Origin of the sequence: Alishewanella sp. BS5-314 (genome assembly GCF_025377695.1) — a bacterium.
GTDB classification, from domain to species: Bacteria; Pseudomonadota; Gammaproteobacteria; order Enterobacterales; family Alteromonadaceae; genus Alishewanella; species Alishewanella aestuarii.
This window is the reverse complement of sequence record NZ_JACEHJ010000001.1, coordinates 510922-534511: the sequence shown is the minus strand read 5'-3', so window position 1 is coordinate 534511 and position 23590 is coordinate 510922. Positions and strand designations below refer to the sequence as shown.

Annotated in this window: 22 protein-coding genes; 10 read left to right on the top strand and 12 right to left on the bottom strand. The window is 51.5% G+C overall.

Annotation, left to right across the window (positions count from 1 at the left end):
- Window positions 1-16 precede the first annotated feature (16 nt).
- The 5 genes from H1D31_RS02480 to H1D31_RS02460 all read right to left on the bottom strand — a co-directional run bounded on the left by H1D31_RS02480 (window position 17) and on the right by H1D31_RS02460 (window position 4514).
- Window positions 17-772, bottom strand: coding sequence for a substrate-binding periplasmic protein (locus H1D31_RS02480; RefSeq protein WP_261255710.1), 756 nt, complete (start codon window positions 770-772; stop codon window positions 17-19).
- A gap of 121 nt (window positions 773-893) precedes the next feature.
- Window positions 894-2060 (bottom strand): sensor domain-containing diguanylate cyclase, encoded by a 1167-nt coding sequence (locus H1D31_RS02475; RefSeq protein ID WP_261255708.1) that lies wholly within the window; start codon window positions 2058-2060, stop codon window positions 894-896.
- A 127-nt stretch (window positions 2061-2187) separates the two neighbouring features.
- Window positions 2188-3375, bottom strand: a complete 1188-nt coding sequence (locus tag H1D31_RS02470) for a sensor domain-containing diguanylate cyclase (protein ID WP_008609305.1) — start codon at window positions 3373-3375, stop codon at window positions 2188-2190.
- Window positions 3376-3444: 69 nt separating this feature from the next.
- Entirely contained in the window at window positions 3445-4140 is a 696-nt protein-coding gene (locus H1D31_RS02465) for a cupin domain-containing protein (RefSeq protein ID WP_065954649.1), read from the bottom strand.
- Window positions 4141-4142: 2 nt separating this feature from the next.
- Complete coding sequence (locus H1D31_RS02460; protein WP_065954648.1) at window positions 4143-4514, bottom strand: VOC family protein; 372 nt, start codon at window positions 4512-4514, stop codon at window positions 4143-4145.
- A 126-nt stretch (window positions 4515-4640) separates the two neighbouring features.
- On the opposite strand from H1D31_RS02460, the gene H1D31_RS02455 reads away from it, so the two are divergent.
- The gene (locus H1D31_RS02455; RefSeq protein WP_261255696.1) at window positions 4641-5843 is read left to right on the top strand and encodes an anhydro-N-acetylmuramic acid kinase; all 1203 of its coding nucleotides are present in this window, start codon (window positions 4641-4643) and stop codon (window positions 5841-5843) included.
- 78 nt (window positions 5844-5921) lie between these two features.
- Here the strand turns inward: H1D31_RS02455 and H1D31_RS02450 are convergent, their stop codons facing one another.
- The 4 genes from H1D31_RS02450 to H1D31_RS02435 all read right to left on the bottom strand — a co-directional run bounded on the left by H1D31_RS02450 (window position 5922) and on the right by H1D31_RS02435 (window position 9993).
- A complete protein-coding gene (locus H1D31_RS02450; protein WP_261255695.1) occupies window positions 5922-7670 on the bottom strand; it encodes a S8 family peptidase in 1749 nt (582 codons plus the stop codon).
- A 397-nt stretch (window positions 7671-8067) separates the two neighbouring features.
- Window positions 8068-9027 carry a DUF4097 family beta strand repeat-containing protein gene (locus tag H1D31_RS02445; RefSeq protein ID WP_008609297.1) on the bottom strand — a complete coding sequence of 320 codons (960 nt, stop codon included), beginning with the start codon at window positions 9025-9027 and terminating at the stop codon, window positions 8068-8070.
- 11 nt (window positions 9028-9038) lie between these two features.
- Window positions 9039-9482, bottom strand: a complete 444-nt coding sequence (locus H1D31_RS02440) for a hypothetical protein (RefSeq protein WP_261255691.1) — start codon at window positions 9480-9482, stop codon at window positions 9039-9041.
- Window positions 9472-9993 carry an RNA polymerase sigma factor gene (locus tag H1D31_RS02435; protein ID WP_008609294.1) on the bottom strand — a complete coding sequence of 174 codons (522 nt, stop codon included), beginning with the start codon at window positions 9991-9993 and terminating at the stop codon, window positions 9472-9474. Before H1D31_RS02435 ends, H1D31_RS02440 begins: the two co-directional genes overlap by 11 nt.
- A gap of 138 nt (window positions 9994-10131) precedes the next feature.
- On the opposite strand from H1D31_RS02435, the gene H1D31_RS02430 reads away from it, so the two are divergent.
- Together H1D31_RS02430 and H1D31_RS02425 are read left to right on the top strand one after the other, a co-directional pair.
- Entirely contained in the window at window positions 10132-11007 is an 876-nt protein-coding gene (locus H1D31_RS02430) for a patatin-like phospholipase family protein (RefSeq protein WP_008950997.1), read from the top strand.
- A 54-nt stretch (window positions 11008-11061) separates the two neighbouring features.
- Window positions 11062-11451 carry an acyl-CoA thioesterase gene (locus tag H1D31_RS02425; protein WP_261256427.1) on the top strand — a complete coding sequence of 130 codons (390 nt, stop codon included), beginning with the start codon at window positions 11062-11064 and terminating at the stop codon, window positions 11449-11451.
- A 269-nt stretch (window positions 11452-11720) separates the two neighbouring features.
- On the opposite strand, the gene H1D31_RS02420 is transcribed toward H1D31_RS02425, so the two are convergent.
- Window positions 11721-12116, bottom strand: coding sequence for a GreA/GreB family elongation factor (locus H1D31_RS02420; RefSeq protein ID WP_261255687.1), 396 nt, complete (start codon window positions 12114-12116; stop codon window positions 11721-11723).
- A 536-nt stretch (window positions 12117-12652) separates the two neighbouring features.
- Between H1D31_RS02420 and H1D31_RS02415 the strand changes: the two genes are divergently transcribed.
- Window positions 12653-13177 (top strand): hypothetical protein, encoded by a 525-nt coding sequence (locus H1D31_RS02415; protein ID WP_008609288.1) that lies wholly within the window; start codon window positions 12653-12655, stop codon window positions 13175-13177.
- 50 nt (window positions 13178-13227) lie between these two features.
- On the opposite strand, the gene H1D31_RS02410 is transcribed toward H1D31_RS02415, so the two are convergent.
- Window positions 13228-14139, bottom strand: coding sequence for a LysR substrate-binding domain-containing protein (locus tag H1D31_RS02410; RefSeq protein ID WP_008609287.1), 912 nt, complete (start codon window positions 14137-14139; stop codon window positions 13228-13230).
- 91 nt (window positions 14140-14230) lie between these two features.
- Window positions 14231-14728, bottom strand: coding sequence for a malate synthase (locus H1D31_RS02405; protein ID WP_261255681.1), 498 nt, complete (start codon window positions 14726-14728; stop codon window positions 14231-14233).
- A gap of 146 nt (window positions 14729-14874) precedes the next feature.
- Here H1D31_RS02405 and H1D31_RS02400 point away from each other — a divergent pair, with 146 nt between their 5' ends.
- From H1D31_RS02400 to glnK, 6 genes are all read left to right on the top strand, one after another.
- Window positions 14875-16383 (top strand): DUF3612 domain-containing protein, encoded by a 1509-nt coding sequence (locus H1D31_RS02400; RefSeq protein WP_008609285.1) that lies wholly within the window; start codon window positions 14875-14877, stop codon window positions 16381-16383.
- Window positions 16384-16403: 20 nt separating this feature from the next.
- Window positions 16404-17495, top strand: coding sequence for a polyphosphate kinase 2 (gene ppk2, locus H1D31_RS02395; RefSeq protein WP_261255679.1), 1092 nt, complete (start codon window positions 16404-16406; stop codon window positions 17493-17495).
- Window positions 17496-17608: 113 nt separating this feature from the next.
- Window positions 17609-19687, top strand: a complete 2079-nt coding sequence (locus tag H1D31_RS02390; protein ID WP_261255677.1) for a M13 family metallopeptidase — start codon at window positions 17609-17611, stop codon at window positions 19685-19687.
- Window positions 19688-19956: 269 nt separating this feature from the next.
- Complete coding sequence (gene acnB, locus H1D31_RS02385) at window positions 19957-22554, top strand: bifunctional aconitate hydratase 2/2-methylisocitrate dehydratase (protein WP_261255675.1); 2598 nt, start codon at window positions 19957-19959, stop codon at window positions 22552-22554.
- Window positions 22555-22636: 82 nt separating this feature from the next.
- Window positions 22637-23026 (top strand): YacL family protein, encoded by a 390-nt coding sequence (locus H1D31_RS02380; RefSeq protein ID WP_261256424.1) that lies wholly within the window; start codon window positions 22637-22639, stop codon window positions 23024-23026.
- A gap of 221 nt (window positions 23027-23247) precedes the next feature.
- Window positions 23248-23586: a P-II family nitrogen regulator gene (glnK, locus tag H1D31_RS02375; protein ID WP_008609277.1), complete on the top strand. Its 339-nt coding sequence runs from the start codon at window positions 23248-23250 to the stop codon at window positions 23584-23586.
- Window positions 23587-23590: the final 4 nt, after the last annotated feature.

Below are 23590 nucleotides of genomic sequence, written 5' to 3'. Positions count from 1 at the left end.
TTGTGTCAGCTGCAGCCTACTGCGATTCCTGACTGAGTAACTTTTCCCGCGACAATTCAATTTGTTGCCAGAGCTGGGCGCGTCGCTCTGCGTTAAGCTTGCTACTTTCGCGGCTTAACGCCAAAAAAAGCGGCTGTGCCATAAACCGCGGTTCGAGCTTACGGATCTTGTCGGCCTCGGGGTGGCCTTTAAGTTGGGTTGCTGCCACCTCATCCGGCAGGACATAACCATCCAGCCGGTGTTTTAAAACTAAATCAATGCCGGATTCCAGAGCCGCATCCAGTTCTCGCAAAACCCCCAGCTGCTGCAGGCGCAGCTCTGCCACATAACCTTTTGGGGCCGCTAAGCCATGTTCTACTCCGGTGAGTTGCTGGCCGTCCCATTGCAGAACGCTGTCAGTGCGGGTATAGATAGAATAATTCAGATGCAGTAATTGCTTGCTTGGGTCCAGGCCCAGCTCTGATCTTGGGAAGTGGTATGCCAGATCGCGTTCTGCAGTCCAGCCGACACCGATCACGCCATCCAGCTCACCGCGGCTTACCGCCGCCAGACAGCGGCGCCAGGGGAGTCGTTGTAATTGATAGGGCAATGCCAGGCTTTGTAAGGCATCAGCGACAACCTTGGCCTGAAACTCAAAAATCTGTTCCAGTCCAATCCCCAGGCTGGTTTCTACGGTCGAATTTTCCTGTAATTCATAACAGAGCAGCAAAGGGGAATGAGCAAAGACGGGCCGACATAATAGCAACAGCGCAAGTAAGGCGTATTTTTGCATAGTTATCCGCCTGATAAGAGGGGCGCGGCACAGTGCGCGTTGCCTAATAATTAACCTAAATTGTCTTGCGGTCAACTTTAATTCAGGCGGCCGTACGCCACCCTGTTGCCGGTCTTTGCGATTAATCACTGTTTGCTGCCTGAAAGTGCAGGCTCTGATTACGCCCCTGTTGCTTGGCGCTATATAGAGCCTGATCTGCCTGTTGTACCAGCTCGTGGAAATTTTGCCCTGAAACCAGGGTGCTAATGCCAATACTGACGGTGAGTTTGAGCGCTGGTACCTCGTCAATAATGCTATTTTCGATATGTTGGCGCAAACGCTCTGCGACTTTTAGTGCCTCGTCGGCGGCAGTGCCCGGTAAACAGAGTAAAAACTCCTCGCCACCATAACGAAACAGGCTGTCATAAGGGCGTAAATGACTTTTGGCCAGGGCCGCCACATGGCGCAACACCGTATCACCTGTCAGGTGGCCGTAGGTATCGTTTACCTGTTTGAAGAAATCGATATCGAACAGTAAAAAGCTACAGCGATCCTTAGCGCGAACGCAGCGCTGAATTTCACCCTTTAGTCGCTGCTCCATATGGTGACGGTTAAGTAAGCCGGTCAGAGCATCATGATCTGAATAGTACTCTAACAGTAGTTGTTGTTTACGGTACACAGTAAGTAAGCTAGCACTGAAGCTAAGTAGTGCAAAAGTTGTCAGGGCAAAAAAGCCCAGACTATGAATGTGCTGAGTAGAGAAGGGTAAGGGCAGCTGCAATGGCTCTGCCAGTAATAGCGAATACCGGATACTGATTTGGACGATGTTAAATACCAAAGCGACAGTAAAAAGCGTTAATGGTAGTTTTAGACTCGTATCAAAACGGCGATAAATCACCCAAAGCGCTGCAAGGTTCACGCTTATAATTAGCGGAAATGCGACCAGCAACCGATTGCTCAGAGCCGCTTGGGCGAACAGACTGAAATGAAACAAATAGTAGGCTGCGCAAACCGACAGCACAACAAATAGGGGTAGTCTTAAATGCAGCAGCTTGGCCAGTCCGGCCAGTATAAATAAATGGATGCCAGCAACAGCGACATTATTGGCAGCCGGGAGCAGCCAGTACGGTACAGCCACACCTAATTGCAGCAGACTACCTAACAGTGCACTGCTAACCAGGCAACAGGCGGCGCAAAACCAATAACGGATATAGCGTGCGGCAGGATATTGGTAACACAACAGCAGCAAGCTGCCGGCGGCGGCCAGGCCGATAAAAAGGTTCACCATGGCGAGGGTGAGTATGTCCATATACGTAGTACCCCTGTTAGATCAATCCAAGACTAACAGAATAAGATAATTAATGCTGTGCTTAATAAGAGGTATCTTAGCTCATTTTTCTAAAAAAGAAACATTTGCTGCTGGATTTTGGCTGTGATTAGTCCGAGATAGCAGTGGCATGTTCTAATTTGACGGCGGAAAAGCTTTGTACCTGATTGCGGCCGCGGAACTTTGCCATATAAAGCGCTTGATCGGCATGCTTTAGCAAGCTTTGCCAATCTGCCGTTCCCGGGCTACTGGCCACGCCAATACTCACGGTGAGCGTAAAGGGCTCTGTTGCCTGCACTGCTTGCTTTTCGATGCTGTGACGCAGCCGCTCAGCGATCTGTAGCGCTGTAGAATGGTCGGTATCCGGTAAGCAAAGTAAGAACTCTTCGCCACCAAAGCGAAACAACAGATCATAATCGCGTAGCTGTTGATCGGCGATCCGCGCGATATGCTGTACTGCCTGATCGCCGGCAGCATGGCCAAGGGTATCGTTAATTTTCTTGAAGTGATCAGCATCCAGCAACAGCAAACTTAAGCTGCTGCCCTTGCGCTGACAACGATTAAATTCGGCTGCCAGCCTGAGGTCCAGGGTGCGGCGGTTTAATAAGCCGGTTAGCGCATCGCGCTCAGATAGTTGCTGTAACATCAGTTTTTGTTGCCGGTGGCTAAGCATAATAATGCAGCAAAAAATCAGAATGGCGAAAACCGTCAGGCAGAAAAAACCTATGCTATGCACCAGAGCGCTATAGTTTGTATTAAGAACCTGGGTTTGCTCCAGTAGCAGGTAAGTAGATCGCCCTCCAAATTGCAGGATATTAAAGATAAAGGTCGCCATAAACGCCAGATAGACCTTACCCAGTTCTGAATGCCGGGCCTGCCAAAGCATGGCAATACACCAGAAATTAACCAGCAGTACTATCGGGATATTGAGAAGCATCCGGTACCCAAGGTTGTTGCTGATATAGTCGACAAAATGCAGGGCATAAATCAGCATAAACACCAGCAATAAACCAAAGCGTTTACCGGGTTTTTGCAAATGGCGGTGAATACCTGCAGCCAATGCCAGGCTGGCGCCAACACTCAGGCTGTTGGTCAGGGCTGGAAACAACCAGTACGGCAGGGGGTAACCGGCATAGCGCAAGGCGCTGAAACTGGCGTTTAGCAGCATGCACAGGCCGGCCAACACAAAATAGCGCTGGTAACGGAATTGCCGATCTGCACTATCCTGCAATACCAGCACGGCGGTTGCCACCAGCGCGATAAAGGCATTGACAATAGTGAGTGTTAACAAATCCATCACAGGCTAGCTTTATCAGAAAAGGGCGCAAAATCTAGCACAAAAAAGCAACAGCTGGCAATCACGACCTTAACTAAAGGCAGCGATAAATTTGTCACCCAGTAAATTGGCGCCTAAGTGTCCGGTTTTAACATAGATCAGGGCGCCAGTCTCGCCAGTAAAAGGGGTATGGCTGCTATAGCGGGGATTGCGCAACCAAGTACCCTTGGGATATTCCGCAAACTCATCGCGGAAAACACCGTCCAGCACCAGGATTTCCTCGCCACCGGGATGGGTGTGGCGGTTAAATTGGGTATTGGCGGCCCAGCGCACTAAGGCGGTGTTAACACCGTTATGCTCATGTAAAGGCAGTACACTTAGCCCAGGCACTAAACCGGGGAGCCAGCTCCTATTATTGGTATCAATGACCAGCTTAGTGTGATCGTCAGCGGCAAATTGCCAGAGTTTTACCAGCAGCAGACACCCCTGCTCAGAGTAGGGCTGGTGGTTACTGCCAGGCGGATTGCGCAGGTAGCTGCCAGCCGGATAGTGGCCGTGTTCATCTGAAAAGATGCCGTCCAGCACCAATATTTCTTCACCGCCATCATGGCGGTGGCTGCTATAACCTGAGCCTGCTGCATAACGTACCAGGCTGGTAGCGCGTGCGACTTCGTCACCAGCACGGTCTAACATCACCCGGCTTACACCGGGCAGAGGGGATGGCACAAACTGTTGTTGGCCCGGCAACAGCACTACCCGGGCACTAAAATCGGCGTTAATCTGCATGCTTAACCGAAATGGCAAAAGCAAAGTTTATTACCATCGGCATCCTTTACATAGGCACCGTAGAAGGTATTTGGAATGCGTTGACCCGGTGCACCATCGCAAGTGGCACCCAGCGCAATGGCTTTATGATACAGCTGATCAACCGCTGCTTTTGAGCCTGGAGCCAAAGACACCATATTGCCATTACCTGGCGTTGCGGCTTGCTGATTGAACGGAATACAGACAGCCAGCATGGGTTCTTTCATGCTCTTACCAAAAAAAGTGATTCGATCCATATTCAACAAGGTTTTGGCCCCAAGCTCACCCAGTAAATCACCATAAAACTTGCGGGCTGCAGCAATATCACTGACACCTAAGGTTACATAACTAATCATCATTTTCTCCGTTCATGGTTCTGGGGTAGTATGGGCACTGAGTGATAACAGTGTACGGCGTAAGTATACGAACGAAAGCGGCGCCTGGTGTTGTTGTTTTAGAAAAAAATTAAGGATGCGCTACGCATGCATAGTCACATAACCAAGTTATATCAACTTGCCGCCAAACCCAGCCGCCGCATTATCGGTTTAATGAGTGGGACTTCGTTAGATGGGCTGGATATTGCGCTGTGCTTAATTAGTGGTAGCGGCCAGCATACCAGCGTCACCGTCGAGCAGTTTATCACCGTGCCTTATCAGGATGAATTTCGCAGCCGGGTGCAGGCGGTATTTGCCAAACGGCAGGTTGATTTACAGCAATTAACGCTATTACATCCGTGGATTGCCCTGCAGCATGCGGCTATGATCAATCAGGCGTTACGCGACTGGCAGGTGCCGGCATCAGAGGTGGATCTGATCGCCAGCCACGGTCAGACCGTCTATCACTGCCCGTTGCGGCAGCATCAGGATCCGGCGTGGGGCAATGCTACCTTGCAACTGGGAGATGGTGATCACCTTGCGGTGCATACCGGCATTATTACCGTCAGTGACTTTCGGCAAAAACATATCGCGGCTGGCGGCGAAGGCGCACCACTGGCGGCCTATGGTGATTATTTACTCTTTGGCTCCGCTCAGGAAAACCGTATTCTGCTTAATATCGGTGGTATTGCTAATCTTACCTATTTGCCGGCAGATGCCGATCTGAACAAAGTATTTAGTACGGATCTCGGACCGGGAAATACCATAATGGATGCCTATGTCCGGCAGCATTATCCTGCCTTGCAATATGATGCCGATGCCAGAATTGCCAGCAGTGGTAAGGTGGCGCCGGCATTATTGGCGGCGCTACTGCAGCATCCGTTTTTCAGCCTGAGTTTACCCAAAACCACCGGGCCTGAAGTGTTTAATTTGCAATACCTGCAGCAGGCGCAGCAACAAAGTGGTTGTACCGCTCTAAGCCCGGCAGATGTGCTGGCCACGTTAAACTGCTTTAGTGCGACAGCCATTGTGCGTGTAGTACAGCAGCTAACGGTAGCAGCACAGCCTACTGTTATTTACGCCAGTGGCGGCGGTATCCATAACCCGCTGTTAATGCAGCAAATTCAGCAGCAACTGCCACAGTTTCCGCTGCGAACTACCGCTGAGTTGGCGATTTTGCCGGACGCCAAAGAAGCCGTATTATTTGCCTTGCTGGCGAATGAAAGTGTCGCCGGCAGCTCTGACACCTTTACTGCTACCAGTGAAGCTATGCCGGCCATTACTATGGGTAAGATCAGCTTTGCTGACTAGGGAGCCTTTACCTTTGCTCTAAAAAACAACGGTAGCTTGCGCTACCGTTGTCACTTACTTATCTGGTACTGACTTAAGTTACGGATTGTAACTCACTGTCAGGGTCACACCGCTGAAACTGCTGTAAGCACGGATACTAACGTGCCATACGTCTGCAGCTGGATTGCTGATATTGCAAGTTTCATTGTTACCTTGCAGATACGGACGACAGGTATAGGTTGTGGTAGTCGGTCTGGCGCCGCGACGAACATAGAGATCGGCATCGCCGGTGCCACCGGAGATACTGGCGGTTAACGTCCGCATACCCGCAGGTACCGTCACTGTGTAATGCAGCCAGTTGTTGGTGGTGGCAGACAGATTAGTTAGCGTGCTACTGCTACCGGTACCGCCGGAACCCTGAGCAGCTTGCACTGCGGCATTGGCATCAACAATGCCGGTACCACAGCCACTGCAGGTTGCCGGGAAGCTGCGAGCGGTATTTTTCAGGATGGTCTCAATTTCATCCGGGGTGGCAGAGGGTTTCATCTGCTTAATCAGCGCAGCAACACCGGCCACGTGTGGCGCCGCCATAGAGGTACCCTGACTGTAGCCGTAGCTGTCATTGCCCGGCGTAGTGCTGCCAGAGTTATAGGTAGACAGTACGCCATTCGGGTCATTGGCTGAGGTCATCTGGCCACCCGGTGCTGCGACATCAACGCTGGTACCAGTATTAGAGTAGCTGGCGCGACCGCCCTGACGGTTGGTTGCGGCGACGTTAACCACGCCGGCACAGTTACCCGGGTTAAAGTTATTGGCGTTTGAGTTACTGTTACCGGCGGCAACAACAACGACAGCACCACGGCTGCGCGCCTGGTTAATCGCATTCTGAGTGGTGGTAGAACAGCTACCAGAGCCACCCAGACTCATATTGATAACACTGGCTGGATTCGCATTAGCCGGTACGCCCGACACAGTGCCACCGGCTGCCCAGATAATACCGTCAGCGATATCAGAGGTATAACCACCGCACTTACCTAATACCCGCACCGGTACGATCTTGGCGTTATAAGCAACGCCGGCAACCCCGGTGTTATTGTTGGTAACAGCTGCAATGGTACCGGCCACGTGCGTACCGTGCCAGCTGGAAGCGCGGAAGGAGGTTGGTTGACCGCCGCCACACTCGCCGGCATTGGTCCAGTCTCCCGGATCGCGGGCATCGCTGTCACGGCCGCCGCCATCATTGGCGATAAAGGTATCGGAAATCATATCGTAGCCGGGCAGAATATTGGCATTCAGATCGGCATGTGGCCGGTAGCCGGTATCCAGTACCGCCACGACTACGCCCTGACCCGTGGCTCTGTCCCAGGCTGCCGGGGCGCGAATACCGCCGGTATTCTCATAGTAATGCCATTGGTTGGCATACTGGGTATCGTTTGGAGTCAGAGCTGCTTGTAGCAGCACATCTTCTTCGACTAATTCTACTTCGTCATCTGCTGCTAATTGGCTGAGCAGTGCCGCTGTTTCCTTGGCCGACAGGCGACGGTCGGCGCTAAATACCGCATGGCGTTCCAATGCGGTTTCCCGCACAAACTTCACTGACTTGCCGGCACGCTGACTAAAACGCTCAGCTTTGGCCTGCATCCGCTCAGCCCGGCGCTGTTGAGCGACGGCTGCCGGCAGACTGCGTGTCAGATTATCGGTCTGGCTTTCTTTATACTTAACAATAACCCGGGTAACCGGGCCATCCTGATATTGGTTGTTATCGTCTGCGTTTGCGGCATTTGTTAACAATGCTGCGGGTAGGCACAGCAGTGCAAACGCATTTAGTTTGAAATATTTCTTCGGCATAGTATTACCTTGTTTCTTGTTATGAGTTCCCTGGAAGGATGACTGCATGCTGTAAAACCACAGCAACATCTGTTACTAGTTTTAAAAGAAAAGGCGGGGAGCTGTAAATGGACGAAAAATAGCCAGTCGATTTCGGGTTACACCATGATCGGCACAGCGTTTCCGAAAAAGGTTTTTTTTACTATGGTCAAAAAAACATCATCAGCCGGTAACCTAGCTGTAATAAGTGCTGTTACTTTTTGTGTACAGCATTTCAATATAACTAAATGTAATATCTTATTTCAAAAGTGTTTTAAAAAGGTGGCTGTATTGGGTTCGGCATCCAGTGCAGGCCTAACCGTTTTGGGTTAGGCCTGCAGGTAATGCGTTATGCGGTATTCCTAAACATAAGGCGACATTAGTTTTTCTTTAGCTCAATGCGGCCACTGACGGTATTAATGTCAATCACGCCCAGGCCCTTGCCGCTGGTAAATTGCAGGCCGCTGGCCGGGCCGTATTTAGCGCGACTCGGTTGATCGGCGGTCAGGCTGTTTTTAATACTGCCGCCAGCGGATGTTTTCAGGCTGACTGCGGCATCCAGATTGGCAGGTAGCTTCAGCTCGAATTTGCCACTAACTGAAGAGCCTTTAATACGTGGCGCATTCTGGTTTTTTAGCTCCAGTTCGACGTTACCATTTACCGAAGAGATTTCCAGTTGCGCGGTATCGGTTAACTCCAAATCCACTTCGCCATTCACGACGGTTACCATCAGCTCTTGTGGTTTGCTCTTGAGCGCTATTTCGCCGTTTACGGATTCCACACTCAGACGCCCGGTCGCGCCTTGATCACTGATTTTACCGTTTACCGACCGCAGGCGCAGTTGACCATTTAATGCCTGGCTTTTAATGGCACCGTTTACGGTCGCCAACTCGACCCGGCCATCCAATTGCGCTGCTGTGATATCACCATTGACGGTATTGATTTCCACGCCGCCGTTCACCTGGGTCAGGCTGACATCGACATTCACGCCTTTAAAGGATACGGAGCTACCCACCGGTAATTCGATAACAAGCTCTGAACCCTGGACTTTTTCTTGATGTTGCTCTCTTAACTGTCGGGGCATCTGCACGATAAAGCCGGTAAAGCCGCCCTTGGAATCGAGGGTAAAGCCTTCCGCTTTTTCATCCAGTTTACCGGACACCCGGAACTGGTTGCTATTGGTGCCACGGATTTCAACCTTGCCGCGCATTACCTCCAGGCTGATCTGCTCATTCGGGCTGACGGTGCGGACTTCGTTAATACTTTGCCGGCTGTCGGCCAGGCTTAGACTACTGGCAAGCAGTAAACAAAGGCTGGCGCCGAGTTGTATCAGTTTCATGGTGTTCTCCTTTAGTAAGATGTCGAGGCCAACCAGTCAACATAAGACAGCTGTTGTTGATAGAGTGAGGCCAGTTTGTGTTGCAGACCGGGATCGTCCGGGTAAAAATTCAGTGCCACTTTCACCTGATTGATGGCTTGCTGCCACAGCTGCAACTGCCATTGCCAGTCGCCAAAGGCCGGATTGACCTGTTGCAGCTCTGTCAGTTGTTGGCTTAGCGCCTGTTGCCATTGCTGTTCCTGCTGCTGCCAGGCCAGCACAGGTTCGGTGCGCTCTGGCCATTGCCAGCTAAAGAGCAGCATCAGCAGTACCGACGCGGCTATTGCCAGTTTGCCGAAGTGACGCGACTGTGGCCGTGGTGCAAGCCGGACGGCTATTTCAGGCCACAGATCCCGTTCGGGTTGCCGCTCACGTGGCAGGGTGGCAAGCAAATCATCGAGTTGCTTAGTGCTCATTCAGATACTCCTGCAATAATTGCCGGGCGCGGTGGTAGTGGGCTTTACTGCTGCCTTCGGCAATATTCAGTAAGGTGGCGATCTCCTGATGGGGATAACCCTCCAATGCGTACAACACAAAAACGGCTCTGGCCTGGGCTGGTAAACGTTGAATCGCACTTTCCAATTGCTGTTGCTGTTCACCTTGTTCGGCGGGGCAATAACCGAGCTCCGGCAGCGACTCGCCGTCTTCCAGCCTTAAGCCTTTATCCTTGCGCCAGAGATCGATACTGGTTCCGACGGCCAGGCGGTGTAGCCAACTGCTAAAGGCACTCTCGCCCCGAAAGCCAGGCAATTGTTGCCAGACCCTTAAAAAGGTCTCCTGCACCGCCTCTTCTGCCCGGGCGCGGTTTGCCAGCAAACGCCAGGCGATCGCATAAACCCGGCCAACACCCTGCTGGTAGAGTTGGGCGAAGGCGCTTTGATCACCTTGCTGGGCTCGTTGTAATAACGTTTGTTCTGTTGCAGGCATGCCTGATACTAATTATGGGTTTCTTGCTTAGTCGTCCACCTTATGGCAAAGGTTTAGTGGCTGCAAAAAATATCTGTTACTGGACAGCCTCCAATGTTTCACCATACTTGAAGAAATACTGCTGCTAAGGTGGCTTTGATGTCAGTGCTGAATGCGTCAGAAATTGTCCCTATTTTGTCCGGTGGTGGTACCCGTCTGAGTTGCCATATCGGCATTTTGCAAGCCCTGAATGAGCTGAATCTGAGTTACCGGCATTTAGTTGGCGTATCGGGTGGCAGTATCGTGGCGGCTTTTTATGCGGCCGGCTGGCCGTTAAAGCGGATTGAACAGTTGGCATTGGATACAGACTTTCGTTACTTCAAAGGGATCTCGCTTACTACCTTATTACGCACCGGCGGCCTCTGTAATGGTAACCGCTTTGAACAGTGGCTGGATGCACTTTTAGAGCAGCGTACCTTTGCCGATCTTGAGCTGGATTTGCATGTGCTGGCAACGGATATCAGTGGCGGTGGGCCGGTGATTTTTAACCGCCAGTTGACGCCGGAGGTCAGAGTATCGGCCGCAATCCGCTATTCGATGTCGATCCCGTTGTTTTTCTCGTTTAAAAGTTATCGCGACAAGGTGCTGACTGATGGCGTGATCCTGTCTGAGGATGCGCTGCACCGCGATTGGTCGGGGCAGGGGCTGCCACTGGTTTGCTTCCGGCTGAAAAGTGAATCTGAAACCCGGCCTATCCGCACCAGCCGCTACCTGCCGGTCGTGTCCTATATGCAGATGCTGATCCAAACCTTTATGAATGCCGTGTCACGTGAATATGTTCATGCCGAATACTGGCACAATACGGTGGTGGTAAATACCGGTGAGGTATCAGCGGTGAACTTTGAATTGACGGTGGCACAGAAGCAATTGCTGTATCTGCAGGGCTATAAAACGGCACTGGATATAGTACCACGTAAATTACCGCAGCTGTTTCTGCCAGTGGCACCGGTTGGTTTGTCACCCAAACTGGCCTGACTTGGAGATTGTGCGGCTGGCTGTTAGCATGCAGCTTTTGCAACCAGGGAGCTGCTGATGCATAAAACCGAGTTTAAAGTCCGCGATTACGAATGCGATATGCAGGGTATAGTGAATAATGCCGTCTATTTTAATTATCTGGAGCATGCCAGGCATGAGTTTTTAGCCAGCCGGCAGATTGATTTTGCCGCCTTAGCCAAAGCCGAAGTTAATTTGGTAGTGGTGCGTGCCGAACTGGACTACAAGGCGTCGTTGACCAGTGGCGATCAGTTTTATATCTCTACCCAGTATCAGCCGGTATCGCGCTTACGCTTTGGTTTTAAGCAACAAGTGTGGCGCAGTCGCGATCAGAAGCTGATGCTGGATGCCTTTATTACCGGTACCGCCGTTAATGCAAGCGGCAAGCCGTTTTTACCGCCAGAGTTGCAACTATTGTTGGACTAAAGCCACAATTAAAGCAGGCTGCCTGCTGGCAGCCTGCGGGTCGCCATCTTAGCTCTGTTGCTGGCGCTTTTGCTTTTTCAGCCGGCGTTTTTCTTTGATGTCATGCTTTGGCTGCTTTTTGCTGGTTTCTTTGCTCATGGTAAATCCTTAAACAGATGACACCCCTGCTCTGAGGTCGCAGCAATCTACAGACGGTAGGTGCGGTGATATCAAAACCTTTAGCTGCGACTGTTAAAGACTGCATGGCACTATCCTCCCGGGTTTTAACCTCAATCGGTTTGCTTGACTCTCAGAATGTCGCCGACGATAAACGTCAAAGTACGGCGAAATACTTTTACCTGCACCAGGTCACCACAGGTTTTGCCCAGCAGCGCCTGCCCGAGTGGCGACCAAATCGACAGCGGGTTATCATCTGTGCTGGCCGTATGCTCTGTGCTGAGTGTTACCCAACAACTTTCGCCTTCTGGTAGCGCGATCAGTTGTATTGAATGGCCGGGTGCGGCGCTAAGCTGACCTTTAATACCGCGTGGCACCTGAGGTGTACCCAGTGTCCGCAACAGAGTGGTTGGTTTACGTGCTTTGTGCAGCGGGAACCAGCTGGCACTGAGTAAATAGCGTTCCAGGCGCGATAGCGGAAAATTCTTCAGGGTGGCACGACCTGTCATCGGGCTCTCCATAGATCAAATTTGTTGGCGAATAAGGGTATGGGCTAACAAGCTGGTATTGGATCCGGGCGCGACAGCGCGCACCCGGCTTAAAGCTGGAAGGCGGTACTAAAACTCTTTAAAGACGACCGGATGGGCCTGAACAAGACGATACTCCGTTAAAGTACAGCTGGCAGAGTGCCAGCTTGCGCATACCATAGCAGAGTAGCCAGTAAAAGCAACCACCAGTCCTGACCAAGCGTCTGAGCGCCATCACTAGCGCTTGCCACTATTATTTTTGTAATAAAATTACAGTTTGTATTGCTTTGTTTAGCGTGCTGTATATCCATTCTTTCTGGGCTGAAGTGCGCTATGTCTTTGATTTTATTGCATTGTGGCTGTTTGCCTTTGTTGCTTTTGCGTCAGGTGGTCGGATAAGTTAAATTTTCTAACCTGTTCGTTTAGTTCTTCTCGTTTGTCAGAAATAGCGTGATCTTGTAATTTTATTACGTGCCACTAAGCAGGCACTGAAATCAATTTTGCAGGAGAGACCAGACATGACTTTTTCAACGCGTAAATTATTAGCCGGTTTGGCGGTAGTAATGTTGTCGTCAAGTCCATTGCTCGCTTCTGCGGCGGGTAATGCGTACCAGATGGGATTGCCGGAAGAAGCACCGGGCGCCGAGTTAATTAAAGCCGGGCAGTTTAAAGCGGGGATCGAACAGGCGGTGAGCCCCCGTCAGGCCGATACGGATCCGTTCTTCCGCCAGTTAAGCCTCTGTGTCGCGTACAGCCGCACTGCTGACTTCGCATCAGCCGAGGCAGCCTGTACTGACGCCGTGCAGCGTGCCGGTACTTTGCAGGCCGTGCCGCGCTCCGCTAAACGCGAGATGCGGGCACTGGCACTGAATAACAGAGCCGTAATGAACCTGATGGCCGGTGATAAAGTGGCTGCGCTGCAGGATCTGATGCTGGCGGTTAAGCTGGACAATTCAGAGCTGACGGTGGCAAATCTGCAACGCCTGACCATGAGCATCAACGGTATTGCGTCAACGCAGGTTGCGCAGCAGGCTGCGGAATAAAGTCTGTTGTAATAACCGATTTAGCAATCAGGCTCCTGCGGGAGCCTGAATTATTTTGGGAGTTGAACCGGGCGGGTTGACTCTGGTGCGGCTTGCCGGAACACCTCTGCCAGAGCAGCAAGTGCGCTGGCAGGGGCCTGATTAGGCCGGTGTAGCAAATACATCGGACGCCATAAGCCAGCAGTACCCAGGGTTTTGCTAACCAACAGGCCTTGACTGGCAAAGGGTTCCGCCATCCAGCGCGGCAGGGCAGCAATGCCCTGGCCCGCTGCGACCAATTGCACAATTTGGCTGCCTTGGGCGACGGCTTTGAGTTGACCTTTAAAGCTGAGATCCGGCATAAAACAGCGGAATAAGTCCTGCCGCTCAGCTGGGATCGGGTAGCTTAGGATCACCTCATGCTGCAGCAGCGCCGGTGTAATCTGCTCTGCCTGAGCCAACGGATGATCCGGGCTCACCAACAACACTAACTCCAGCTCAAATAACGGATAAAGCTGCAACTTGTCGGCATGGCGCAGATCGGTGGTTAGCACAATATCCAGCTCGCCAGTTAATAAACTGGTGACAGCATCATGCTCAATTTCATGGCTGAGGGTGATGGTCAGTGCCGGATTCTGCTGCCGATACAGACGCAGTGCCGGCAGGATCCAGTGAAAACAGGCATGACACTCCACACTTAATACTAAAGTGGCGTTTGCGTCGCCAGGCTGCTGTAACTGTCTGAGTGTGTGTGCCACATCAGGCAGCACCCGCTGTGCCAATTCCAGCAACGCCTGGCCGCTAGCCGTAAACTGTAGCGGCTGACTTTTACGCTGAAATAACCTTTGCCCAAGCCGTTGCTCTAACTGACCCAGTTGATGGGAGAGGGCGGATTGGGTAACACAGAGTTCCAGCGCCGCCGCCTGTAAACTACCGGTTTTTGCCAGTGTTGTTAGTGTTTTCAGGTGTTTAAGTTCAAGCATTCAGGGTTAGGCCAGATCTCACGACAAGCAGATGCACACAGCTTAACCCCGGAGTAAGACGCCGGCAACCGCAGCAGGTTGCCGGAGCAGCTTAAAGTTGAAAGGGTTGACCATCTTTGGCGGTAAAGCTTTTTTCCGCACGGCTGCGGCAGCTGATCTGCCGGCCACTGATCAGGCTAAACCAATTGCAGTCCGGCGTGGTGGTTTGCAGCTGAATATCGTCAATGCCAGCCGGATCCTGACTACCCTGTAGCCCACGCCGGTTCAGGATCAATTCAACATGGCGCTCTTCATTCTGCAGCAACAGCGCTTCTGGTGCTTCGCGGTGGCCAATCAGGGCAATAAATTGTGCCGGTTCTTTTAAACCGCTGGTACTGCCATCATGAAAAAACGCCAGTAGTTGCTGGTAGTACACCACATAGCTGGCGACATCTTTATGCGAACCCCGGGCCAGTGGGAAGGTTTTGTCCAGAAAACCTTTTGAGTAATCCATGACCTGGCGCACATGCTGTTGGTTCAGCTCGGTGATCAATTGGATTTGCTGCTGGATATGCAGCTCCTGCTGCAGTGGGTTAGCTAAAGTTGTCATCTTGTGTTCCTCATCGGGTAGGGTCGGTATTTTGCCTCTGATAAGGCTTAGTTTTGGCACTAGCTTTTGCTATTGCTTGAAATCTAGTCTAGATTAGTTTTAAGCATAATTTCACAATAAAAATTTTACAGTGTGAATTTTACAAAATGAAAATCAACAAAAGCCTGCTGCGTAAGTCCCATTTTCTGGGCACTAAAATAAGAAATTTGCGTAAGCGCAATAACTTAACTATTGAAGATCTGTCGACCCGTTGTGTGCGGCTGAATCCGGAAGCGGCGCCCTCGGTATCTTATTTATCAATGATTGAGCGCGGTAAGCGGGTGCCGGCCGTCGAAATGTTGGAAGTTATTGCGCAGGTGTTTCAAAAAGAGCTGGACTGGTTTTTGGATGGCGAAGCGGAGGAGCAGGATCTGGTGCTACCGAAGCAAAGCAAGGGTGGCTTAAATGGTATGCCGTTGGAGCCAGGCTTTTTGTTTAGCGGCGATATTTTACAGATTGCGATCCCAGAGTTGTTGTCGCAAACCGGCACCAGTGGCCGGCAGTTTGCTCAGCTATTAATTCGTGCCCATCAGGAGCATCATCAGAATCATTTTCCTGAGCTGGAGCGCGCCGCTGAAGAAGTGGGTTTAAAGCGGCTGCCGTTATCGGTTGACGAATTGCTGGCCATCGTCAAACAACTGGGACTGAGTATTCACTGGTTTGATGAAGCACCGCGCGAGCTAATCGACGAATTGGGCGTCCGCTCGAATAATATTCAGACCTCGTTTTTTGTGCCACCGCAGAGTTTGCATTTGCACCGGATCCTGCAGCAATGGCCAACCCGGCTAAAATATGAACTGGCAGTACATATTGGCCATGCGGTACTGCATAACAAAGATGGCGTGAAAAGCTCCATGGCAGTCGGCGGGGCGCATGACGATGTGTTTGCTGACAGCAGTAGCATGGCACCGCAGGACATTTTGCATGCCTGGCGCGACTTTGAGTCGAGCTTTTTTGCCGGTGCGCTGCTGTGTCCGAAACAGCCATTCCGGCAGTTGCTGGAGCGGCGTGGCTACGAAATTGCCAGTCACTTGCAGGCTGAAGTGTCGGCTTCGGTGGCGATGCGGCGGATGACGGCGGTGTCACCCTATCCGCACTGGCACTATTTTGATGCGTACAGCCCCGGTAAATTAAAGGCAGTGTATCGCGGTAATGGTATCCCGCTGCCCTGGGGCAATATGCGACAAGTCCAGGACCCGTGCCAACACTGGGCGGTATTCCGGATGTTTGAGGTAAAAGAATCGGGTAGTGCGGCGCAACTATCTTTGCTGGATGTGCAGGGACAACCGAGAATTTATTGCTGTGAGTCGACCAAGGTCAAAGATTTGGCCGGTAATGACCATGTATTATGTGCTGGTATTGATTTGAATCCGGCTCTGGCGGCTCAGGGGCTGGATGCCGATGCGCTGGCGCAGGAGATGAAGGCACGTTGTATCAGTTACGGTGGCGCTGCTACTGTGCCGCAAAATATTCAAACCACCTTAAAGCGGGTGGCCAATATTCTGAATATCAACTGGGTTAGCCGTAGCATGAATAAACCCGCACAACTGATTTGCGCCCGGGGCGGCAGCTGCCCGCGCTCGCCCAGTTGTTATCAATGCGAGGTTGCCACTTAACACAGCGCGTAGGAGATATGATGACCGAGAAAGTCCAGGCTGAGACGACAGCAGAGGATCCGCAAACTGAACGGGTGACACAAAGGCTTAGCGCCAGTCAGCAGGCCAAGGCAGTGGCGATTGAAGATATTATTGCCGCCCGTGCGGCTGGCGATTTGCACCAGTTGTCCGAGCATTTACTGGTGATGTTGGAAGGCTTGTCACCTGATGATCTGACACAACTGAGTAAGGCGTTACTTAAGGGCGAATCGGCGCAGTCAGAAAAACGCCGTCTGAAAGCCGACCAGCAATTGGCCGCTGACTGGCGCAGTGGCGGCTATCCTTACCAAAACCGCTTAAGTCGCAAAAGCTACGAACAACAGAAATATCAGCTGCAAGTCGAACTGTTAAAGTTACAGCACTGGGTTAAAGCCAGCGGCCAGCGGCTGGTGATCCTGTTTGAGGGGCGGGATGCGGCAGGCAAAGGCGGTACCATCAAGCGCTTTATGGAGCATCTGAATCCGCGTGGCGCTCGTGTGGTCGCGCTCGAGAAACCGACCACGGTTGAGCAGGGGCAGTGGTATTTTCAGCGTTATGTGGCACAGCTACCCACCCGGGGGGAAATCGTATTATTTGACCGCTCCTGGTACAACAGAGCGGGTGTTGAGCGGGTAATGGGTTTTTGCAGTGATGAGGAGTATCAGGAATTTATGCTGCAAGCGCCAGACTTTGAGCGCCAACTGGTGCGTAGCGGCATTCATCTGATTAAGCTCTGGTTTTCCGTCAGTCGCGACGAGCAGCGGCGCCGCTTTACCGAGCGAGAAGCCCATCCATTAAAGCAGTGGAAGTTAAGCCCCATCGATCTGGCATCGCTGGATAAATGGGATCACTATACTCAGGCCAAAGAAGCGATGTTTGCTGCAACGGATACCAGCTATGCGCCCTGGACGGTGATTAAATCCGATTGTAAAAAACGTGCCCGCCTTAATGCGATGCGTTACGTGTTGCAGCGCCTGCCATACGAGAACAAAGATGCGGCGGCGATAGGGCTCCCCGATCCGCTGTTGGTGGGGCGGGCTAATGTCATTTTTGAGCAGGGCGAACATGGTTTTGCGTTGGAAAGCAGCAGTTGAGGCCTTTCTCATACTTTGTTACAACTTTATGCCTGGCACAAATTGGCAAGGCCAGACAGAGGGCGTAAGATGAGATGTTCACTCTTTTTTCCCGCGTATAACAGGATATAACAATGAAAAAAATCACCTTAGTGGCCAGTGCGGTAGCCCTGGCTCTTGGCCTGAGTGCCTGTGGTAAGCAAAATGCCCCCGAGCAAAGTGCGGCGGCCAAACCTGCAGTTACCCAGCAACAGGCTGCCCTGGTATCAGGTATTGATACCCAGTACTTTGACTCAAGCGTGGCCTTTGGTCAGGATTTTTTCCTGGCGGTAAATGGCAAATGGCTGGCTGAAACTGAAATTCCTGCCGACAAAGCCACCTATGGCTCTTTCCATATTCTGGCTGACCAATCGCAGCAGGCGGTAAAAGCCATTATTGAAGAAGTCTCTGCCCGGACTGATTTAGCCGCCGGTTCGGATGAACAAAAGCTGGGACACTTCTATAACAGCTTTATGGACCAGTCTGTTATCGAAGAGCTGGGTTTAAGCCCGCTGCAGCCGCAGCTGGATGCGATTAAAGCGCTAAGTGACAAGGCACAGCTACCCGCAATATTTGCCCGCTTACAACGTGATGGCATTGCGATTCCATTTAGCTGGTTTGTTAATAACGATGCGAAAAACTCTACCCAGTATGCGGTGTATTTAAATCAGGGTGGCCTGGGGTTACCAGATCGCGATTACTACTTTAAAGATGATGAAGCCTCACTGAAAATTATCAGTGAATATAAAGCCTATCTGAGCGATATGTTCGCGCTGGCAGGCCATAGCGATGCGGCTGACGCAGCGGAGCGGGTGTATCAGCTGGAAAAAGCGCTGGCAGAACATCACTGGACCCGTCTTGATAGCCGTAATGCTGATAAGACCTACAATAAACTCAGCAACACAGAGCTGAATAATAGCCTGGGCGCCTTTGATTGGGCTGCCTATGCTGAGGGCGTAAAGCTGGCTCAGGTCAGCGATATTATTGTGCGTCAGCCAAGTTATTTTGCTGGCTTAGGCCAGGTGATTGCCGGCAGCGATCTGCAAAGCTGGCAGGACTACCTGACCATTAAAACCGTTAATAGCTACGCCGATAAGCTGAACAGTGCCTTTGCTGACCGTCGTTTTGCGTTCTATGGCACTACCTTAAGCGGTATCCAGGAGCAACAACCACGTTGGAAGCGCGCTGTCGATGCTGCCGATCAGGTGCTGGGCGAGCTGACTGGTAAGCTATATGTTGAGCGTCATTTCAGCCCTGCCGCTAAGGCACGGATGGAAGTGCTGGTTGCCAATCTGATTAAAGCCTATGAGGTGTCGATCAAAGAGCTGGAGTGGATGAGCGAAGACACCAAGGTCGCGGCTTTGGAAAAACTGAGCAAATTTACGCCGAAAATTGGTTATCCGAACAAGTGGAAAGATTACTCCGCGCTGGAGATCAAGGCCAATGATCTGGTCGGTAACTTTATCCGTGCCAGTCACTGGGGCTATGATGAGATGGTGAGCAAGTTGGGCAAGCCAATCGATAAAGACGAATGGTTTATGACACCGCAAACGGTCAACGCTTACTACAACCCGGTGAATAACGAAATCGTGTTCCCGGCCGCCATTTTGCAGCCACCGTTCTTTAATATGGCAGCCGATGATGCCGTAAACTACGGCGGTATCGGTGCAGTAATTGGCCATGAAATCGGCCATGGCTTTGACGATCAGGGTGCTAAATACGACGGTGACGGTAACCTGCGTAACTGGTGGACCGAGCAGGATAAAGCTCAGTTCCAGGCCCGCGGTGCCAAGCTGATTGGTCAGTATAATCGCTTTGAGCCGCTGCCGGGTGTTAATGTGAACGGTGCAGTGGCACTGGGCGAAAATATCGGTGACCTCGGCGGTATGACGGTAGCCCTGAAAGCCTATCAGTTATCACTAAATGGTCAGCAAGCACCGGTGATGGATGGCTTTACCGGTGAACAACGCTTCTTTATCAGCTGGGCCCAAATCTGGCGCACCAAGTTCCGTGAAGAAGCGCTGCGTCGCCAGCTGAGCACAGGCCCGCACTCGCCAGCCCATTATCGGGTAATTGGTGTGCTGCCAAATATGCCGGAGTTTTATACCGCCTTTGATATTAAAGAAGGTGATGCGATGTATTTACCGGTCGAGCAGCGCGTTAAGATCTGGTAATCCATAGCGCGCTGTCACTATAATCAAGCCGTGGTTACCTTGTTTGGAAATCGCAAGGTGCCACGGCTTTTTGCTGCCTTGGTCAGACCACTATAAATTAAAATTACCTGCCTGACGCTTTGTATTCAGCAAATTTATAACCATTATAAGTGTGTGTGCATTAGTGTTAATATGCTTTTGCTCTGATCTTTCTTATAATTGAGCCCATTCATTCACCGGAATGACGTTGCAGTGACCAGACTGCAAGCAACGACCAAGAGGACATAACTGTGTTACAAGAATATCGTGAACACGTGGCGGAACGCGCCGCCCAGGGTATCCCGGCTAAGCCCTTAAATGCTGAGCAAGTTGCTGCCTTAGTTGAATTATTAAAGAACCCGCCAAAAGGCGAGGAAGAGGTTATTTTAGATCTGCTGGTCAACCGGGTTCCGCCTGGCGTTGATGAGGCCGCTTATGTTAAAGCCGGTTTCCTGGCGGCGGTCGCCAAAGGCGAAGCGGCCAGCCCGTTAATCAGTGCCGAGCGTGCCGTTGAGCTGTTGGGTACTATGATGGGTGGTTACAATATTGAGCCACTAATCAGCCTGCTGGATGATGCCAAGCTGGCGCCAGTTGCCGCCAAGGCGCTGTCACACACCTTACTGATTTTCGATGCTTTCCATGACGTCACCGAGAAAGCGGATGCCGGTAATCAGTATGCCAAACAAGTACTGCAAAGCTGGGCTGACGCCGAATGGTTTGAAGCCAAGCCAGAACTGGCGAAGAAAATTACCGTTACCGTGTTTAAAGTAGCCGGTGAAACCAACACCGACGATTTATCACCTGCACCGGATGCCTGGTCACGCCCGGACATCCCACTGCATGCGTTAGCCATGTTGAAAAACAGCCGCGAAGGTATCGAACCGGATCAGCCTGGTACTGTTGGCCCGATCAAGCAGCTGGAACAGTTGAAACAAAAAGGTTTCCCACTGGCTTATGTCGGTGACGTAGTCGGTACCGGTTCATCACGTAAATCAGCCACTAACTCAGTGCTGTGGTTTATGGGTGACGATATTCCATACGTACCGAACAAGCGCGGTGGCGGCTTTGTATTAGGCGGTAAGATTGCGCCGATTTTCTTCAATACCATGGAAGACTCAGGTGCACTGCCAATTGAGGTTGATGTCAGCAAGCTCGAGATGGGCGATGTGATCGACATTCTGCCATATGAAGGCAAAATCGTGCGCCATGGTAGCGGCGAAGTGCTGGCTGAATTCAGCCTGGCAACTGACGTATTAATTGACGAAGTGCGTGCCGGTGGCCGTATTCCACTGATTATCGGCCGTGGTTTAACTGACCGTGCCCGTGAGTTCTTAGGTTTAGCTGCCTCTGACAAATTCCGTCGCCCACAAGCCAAAGCCGACACTGGCAAAGGCTTTACGCTGGCGCAGAAAATGGTGGGTAAGGCGTGTTGCGTGAAAGGCGTGCGTCCTGGTACTTACTGTGAGCCGAAGATGACTACCGTAGGTTCACAAGACACCACTGGCCCTATGACCCGTGACGAGTTAAAAGACTTAGCCTGTTTAGGTTTCTCTGCCGATCTGACGATGCAGTCGTTCTGTCACACTGCCGCTTATCCGAAGCCGGTCGACGTGGATACGCATCATACTCTGCCAGACTTTATTATGAACCGTGGCGGTGTCTCACTGCGTCCGGGCGATGGTATTATCCACAGCTGGTTAAACCGCATGTTGCTGCCTGATACTGTGGGTACCGGTGGTGACTCTCACACCCGTTTCCCGATTGGTATTTCGTTCCCGGCAGGTTCAGGTTTAGTGGCGTTCGCCGCAGCGACTGGTGTAATGCCACTGGATATGCCAGAGTCGGTACTGGTGCGCTTTAAAGGCGAAATGCAGCCTGGTATTACGCTGCGCGACTTAGTGCACGCCATTCCTTATGTTGCCATTCAGAAAGGTTTGCTGACGGTTGATAAGAAAGGTAAGAAGAACATCTTCTCTGGCCGTATCTTAGAAATCGAAGGTTTACCGAATCTGACCGTAGAGCAGGCGTTTGAATTATCTGATGCCTCTGCTGAGCGTTCAGCAGCCGGTTGTACCATCAAGCTGTCAAAAGAGTCGATTGCCGAATATCTGGAATCGAATATCGTGATGCTGAAGTGGATGATCGCTGAAGGTTACGGTGATGTGCGCACTATCGAGCGCCGTATCAATGCGATGCAGGCCTGGCTGAAAGATCCACAGCTGATGGAAGCCGATGCCGATGCTGAATACACTGAAGTGATCGAAATCGATCTGGCCGACATTAAAGAGCCGGTACTGTGTGCGCCAAACGATCCGGACGATGCCCGTTTACTGTCTGAAGTTGCCGGCGACAAGATTGATGAAGTGTTCATCGGTTCTTGTATGACTAACATTGGCCACTTCCGTGCTGCCGGTAAGTTACTGGATAAGTTCAAAGGCCAGTTACCAACCCGGTTATGGATTGCGCCACCGACCAAGATGGACCAGGCCCAGCTGACCGAAGAAGGTTACTACGGTATTTACGGCAAAGTGGGGGCCCGCACCGAGATGCCAGGCTGTTCACTCTGTATGGGTAACCAGGCGCGGGTGGCTGAGAAGTCAACGGTAGTGTCTACTTCTACCCGTAACTTCCCGAACCGTTTAGGTCAGGGTGCTAATGTGTATCTGGCGTCAGCTGAGCTGGCTGCGGTATCTTCAATTATCGGAAGATTACCGACAGTGGCAGAATATATGGAATATGCGAAACAGATCGATGCCACGGCAGCCGATACCTATCGCTACCTGAACTTCCATAAGATGCCGCAGTACACCAAAAAAGCGGATAATGTGATTATCCAGCAAGCGGTGTAAGCACTTAGTAACGACTAACAACGCCTGCCTTGTGCAGGCGTTGTTATTTCTGCAGCCGCAATAAAGCAAACAGTTGGCAAAGATGGAATACGACTTTATCTATGATCGCGACAGCCGGCGCTACCGGCTTAAACTCGCCACTGAACAAGCGGCGCTGCAGCAATTTCTGCTGGATGAGTTTGCGCACCGCGCCAGTGCTTACCAGCCGCTGCTAAGCCGGCTACAGGCACTCAAGCCTTATCAGGACTGGCAGTATCAGGGGCGTGAATTTAGCTTACTGGTGCAGCAGCAGGAAGTGCGGGTTTGCCATAATAGTCTGTTGGCGACGGAGAGCGGTGAGTTGGCCGTACAATCACTGCCGGAGGAGCTGGACGACGATTTACAGCTGGATGAAAGCGGGCTTTGCAGCGAATGTGGGCTGGCAGATTTGCTGTTGTTAATACAAGCCTGGCAGGAATTTCTGCCGGCATAACCTGCTACATAACGTCATGCCGATACGCTGCTTTTCAGATTGCCGGCGCGGGTACTGGCTTGCACTCTGGCAGGGAAAAACGCACTAAACTGGTGCGTTTTTTTTCGCCAACTGTAAGCTGTAAAGCTTAAGTTTATGTTTTATATCAAATAAAAATCTTGGCACAAGGTTTTCTTATCTTTTTAAGCGAACAGCATAATTAGTCGATAAGGAAAACCATCATGAAGCTTGTATGTGCCATCATCAAGCCGTTCAAACTGGATGATGTCCGGGAAGCGATTGCGGACATTGGGGTAGAAGGTTTAACGGTTACCGAAGTAAAGGGTTTTGGCCGCCAGAAAGGCCACACCGAGCTCTATCGCGGAGCCGAGTATCAGGTTGATTTCCTGCCGAAAGTGAAACTGGAAATTGCTACCCAGGACGATCAGGTAGAACGCTTACTGGAAGCGATCCAGAAAGCGGCTTATACCGGGCGGATCGGCGATGGCAAGATCTTTGTCTATGACCTGGAGCAGGCGGTGCGGATCCGTACCGGCGAAACTGACGCTGAAGCGATTTAAGGAG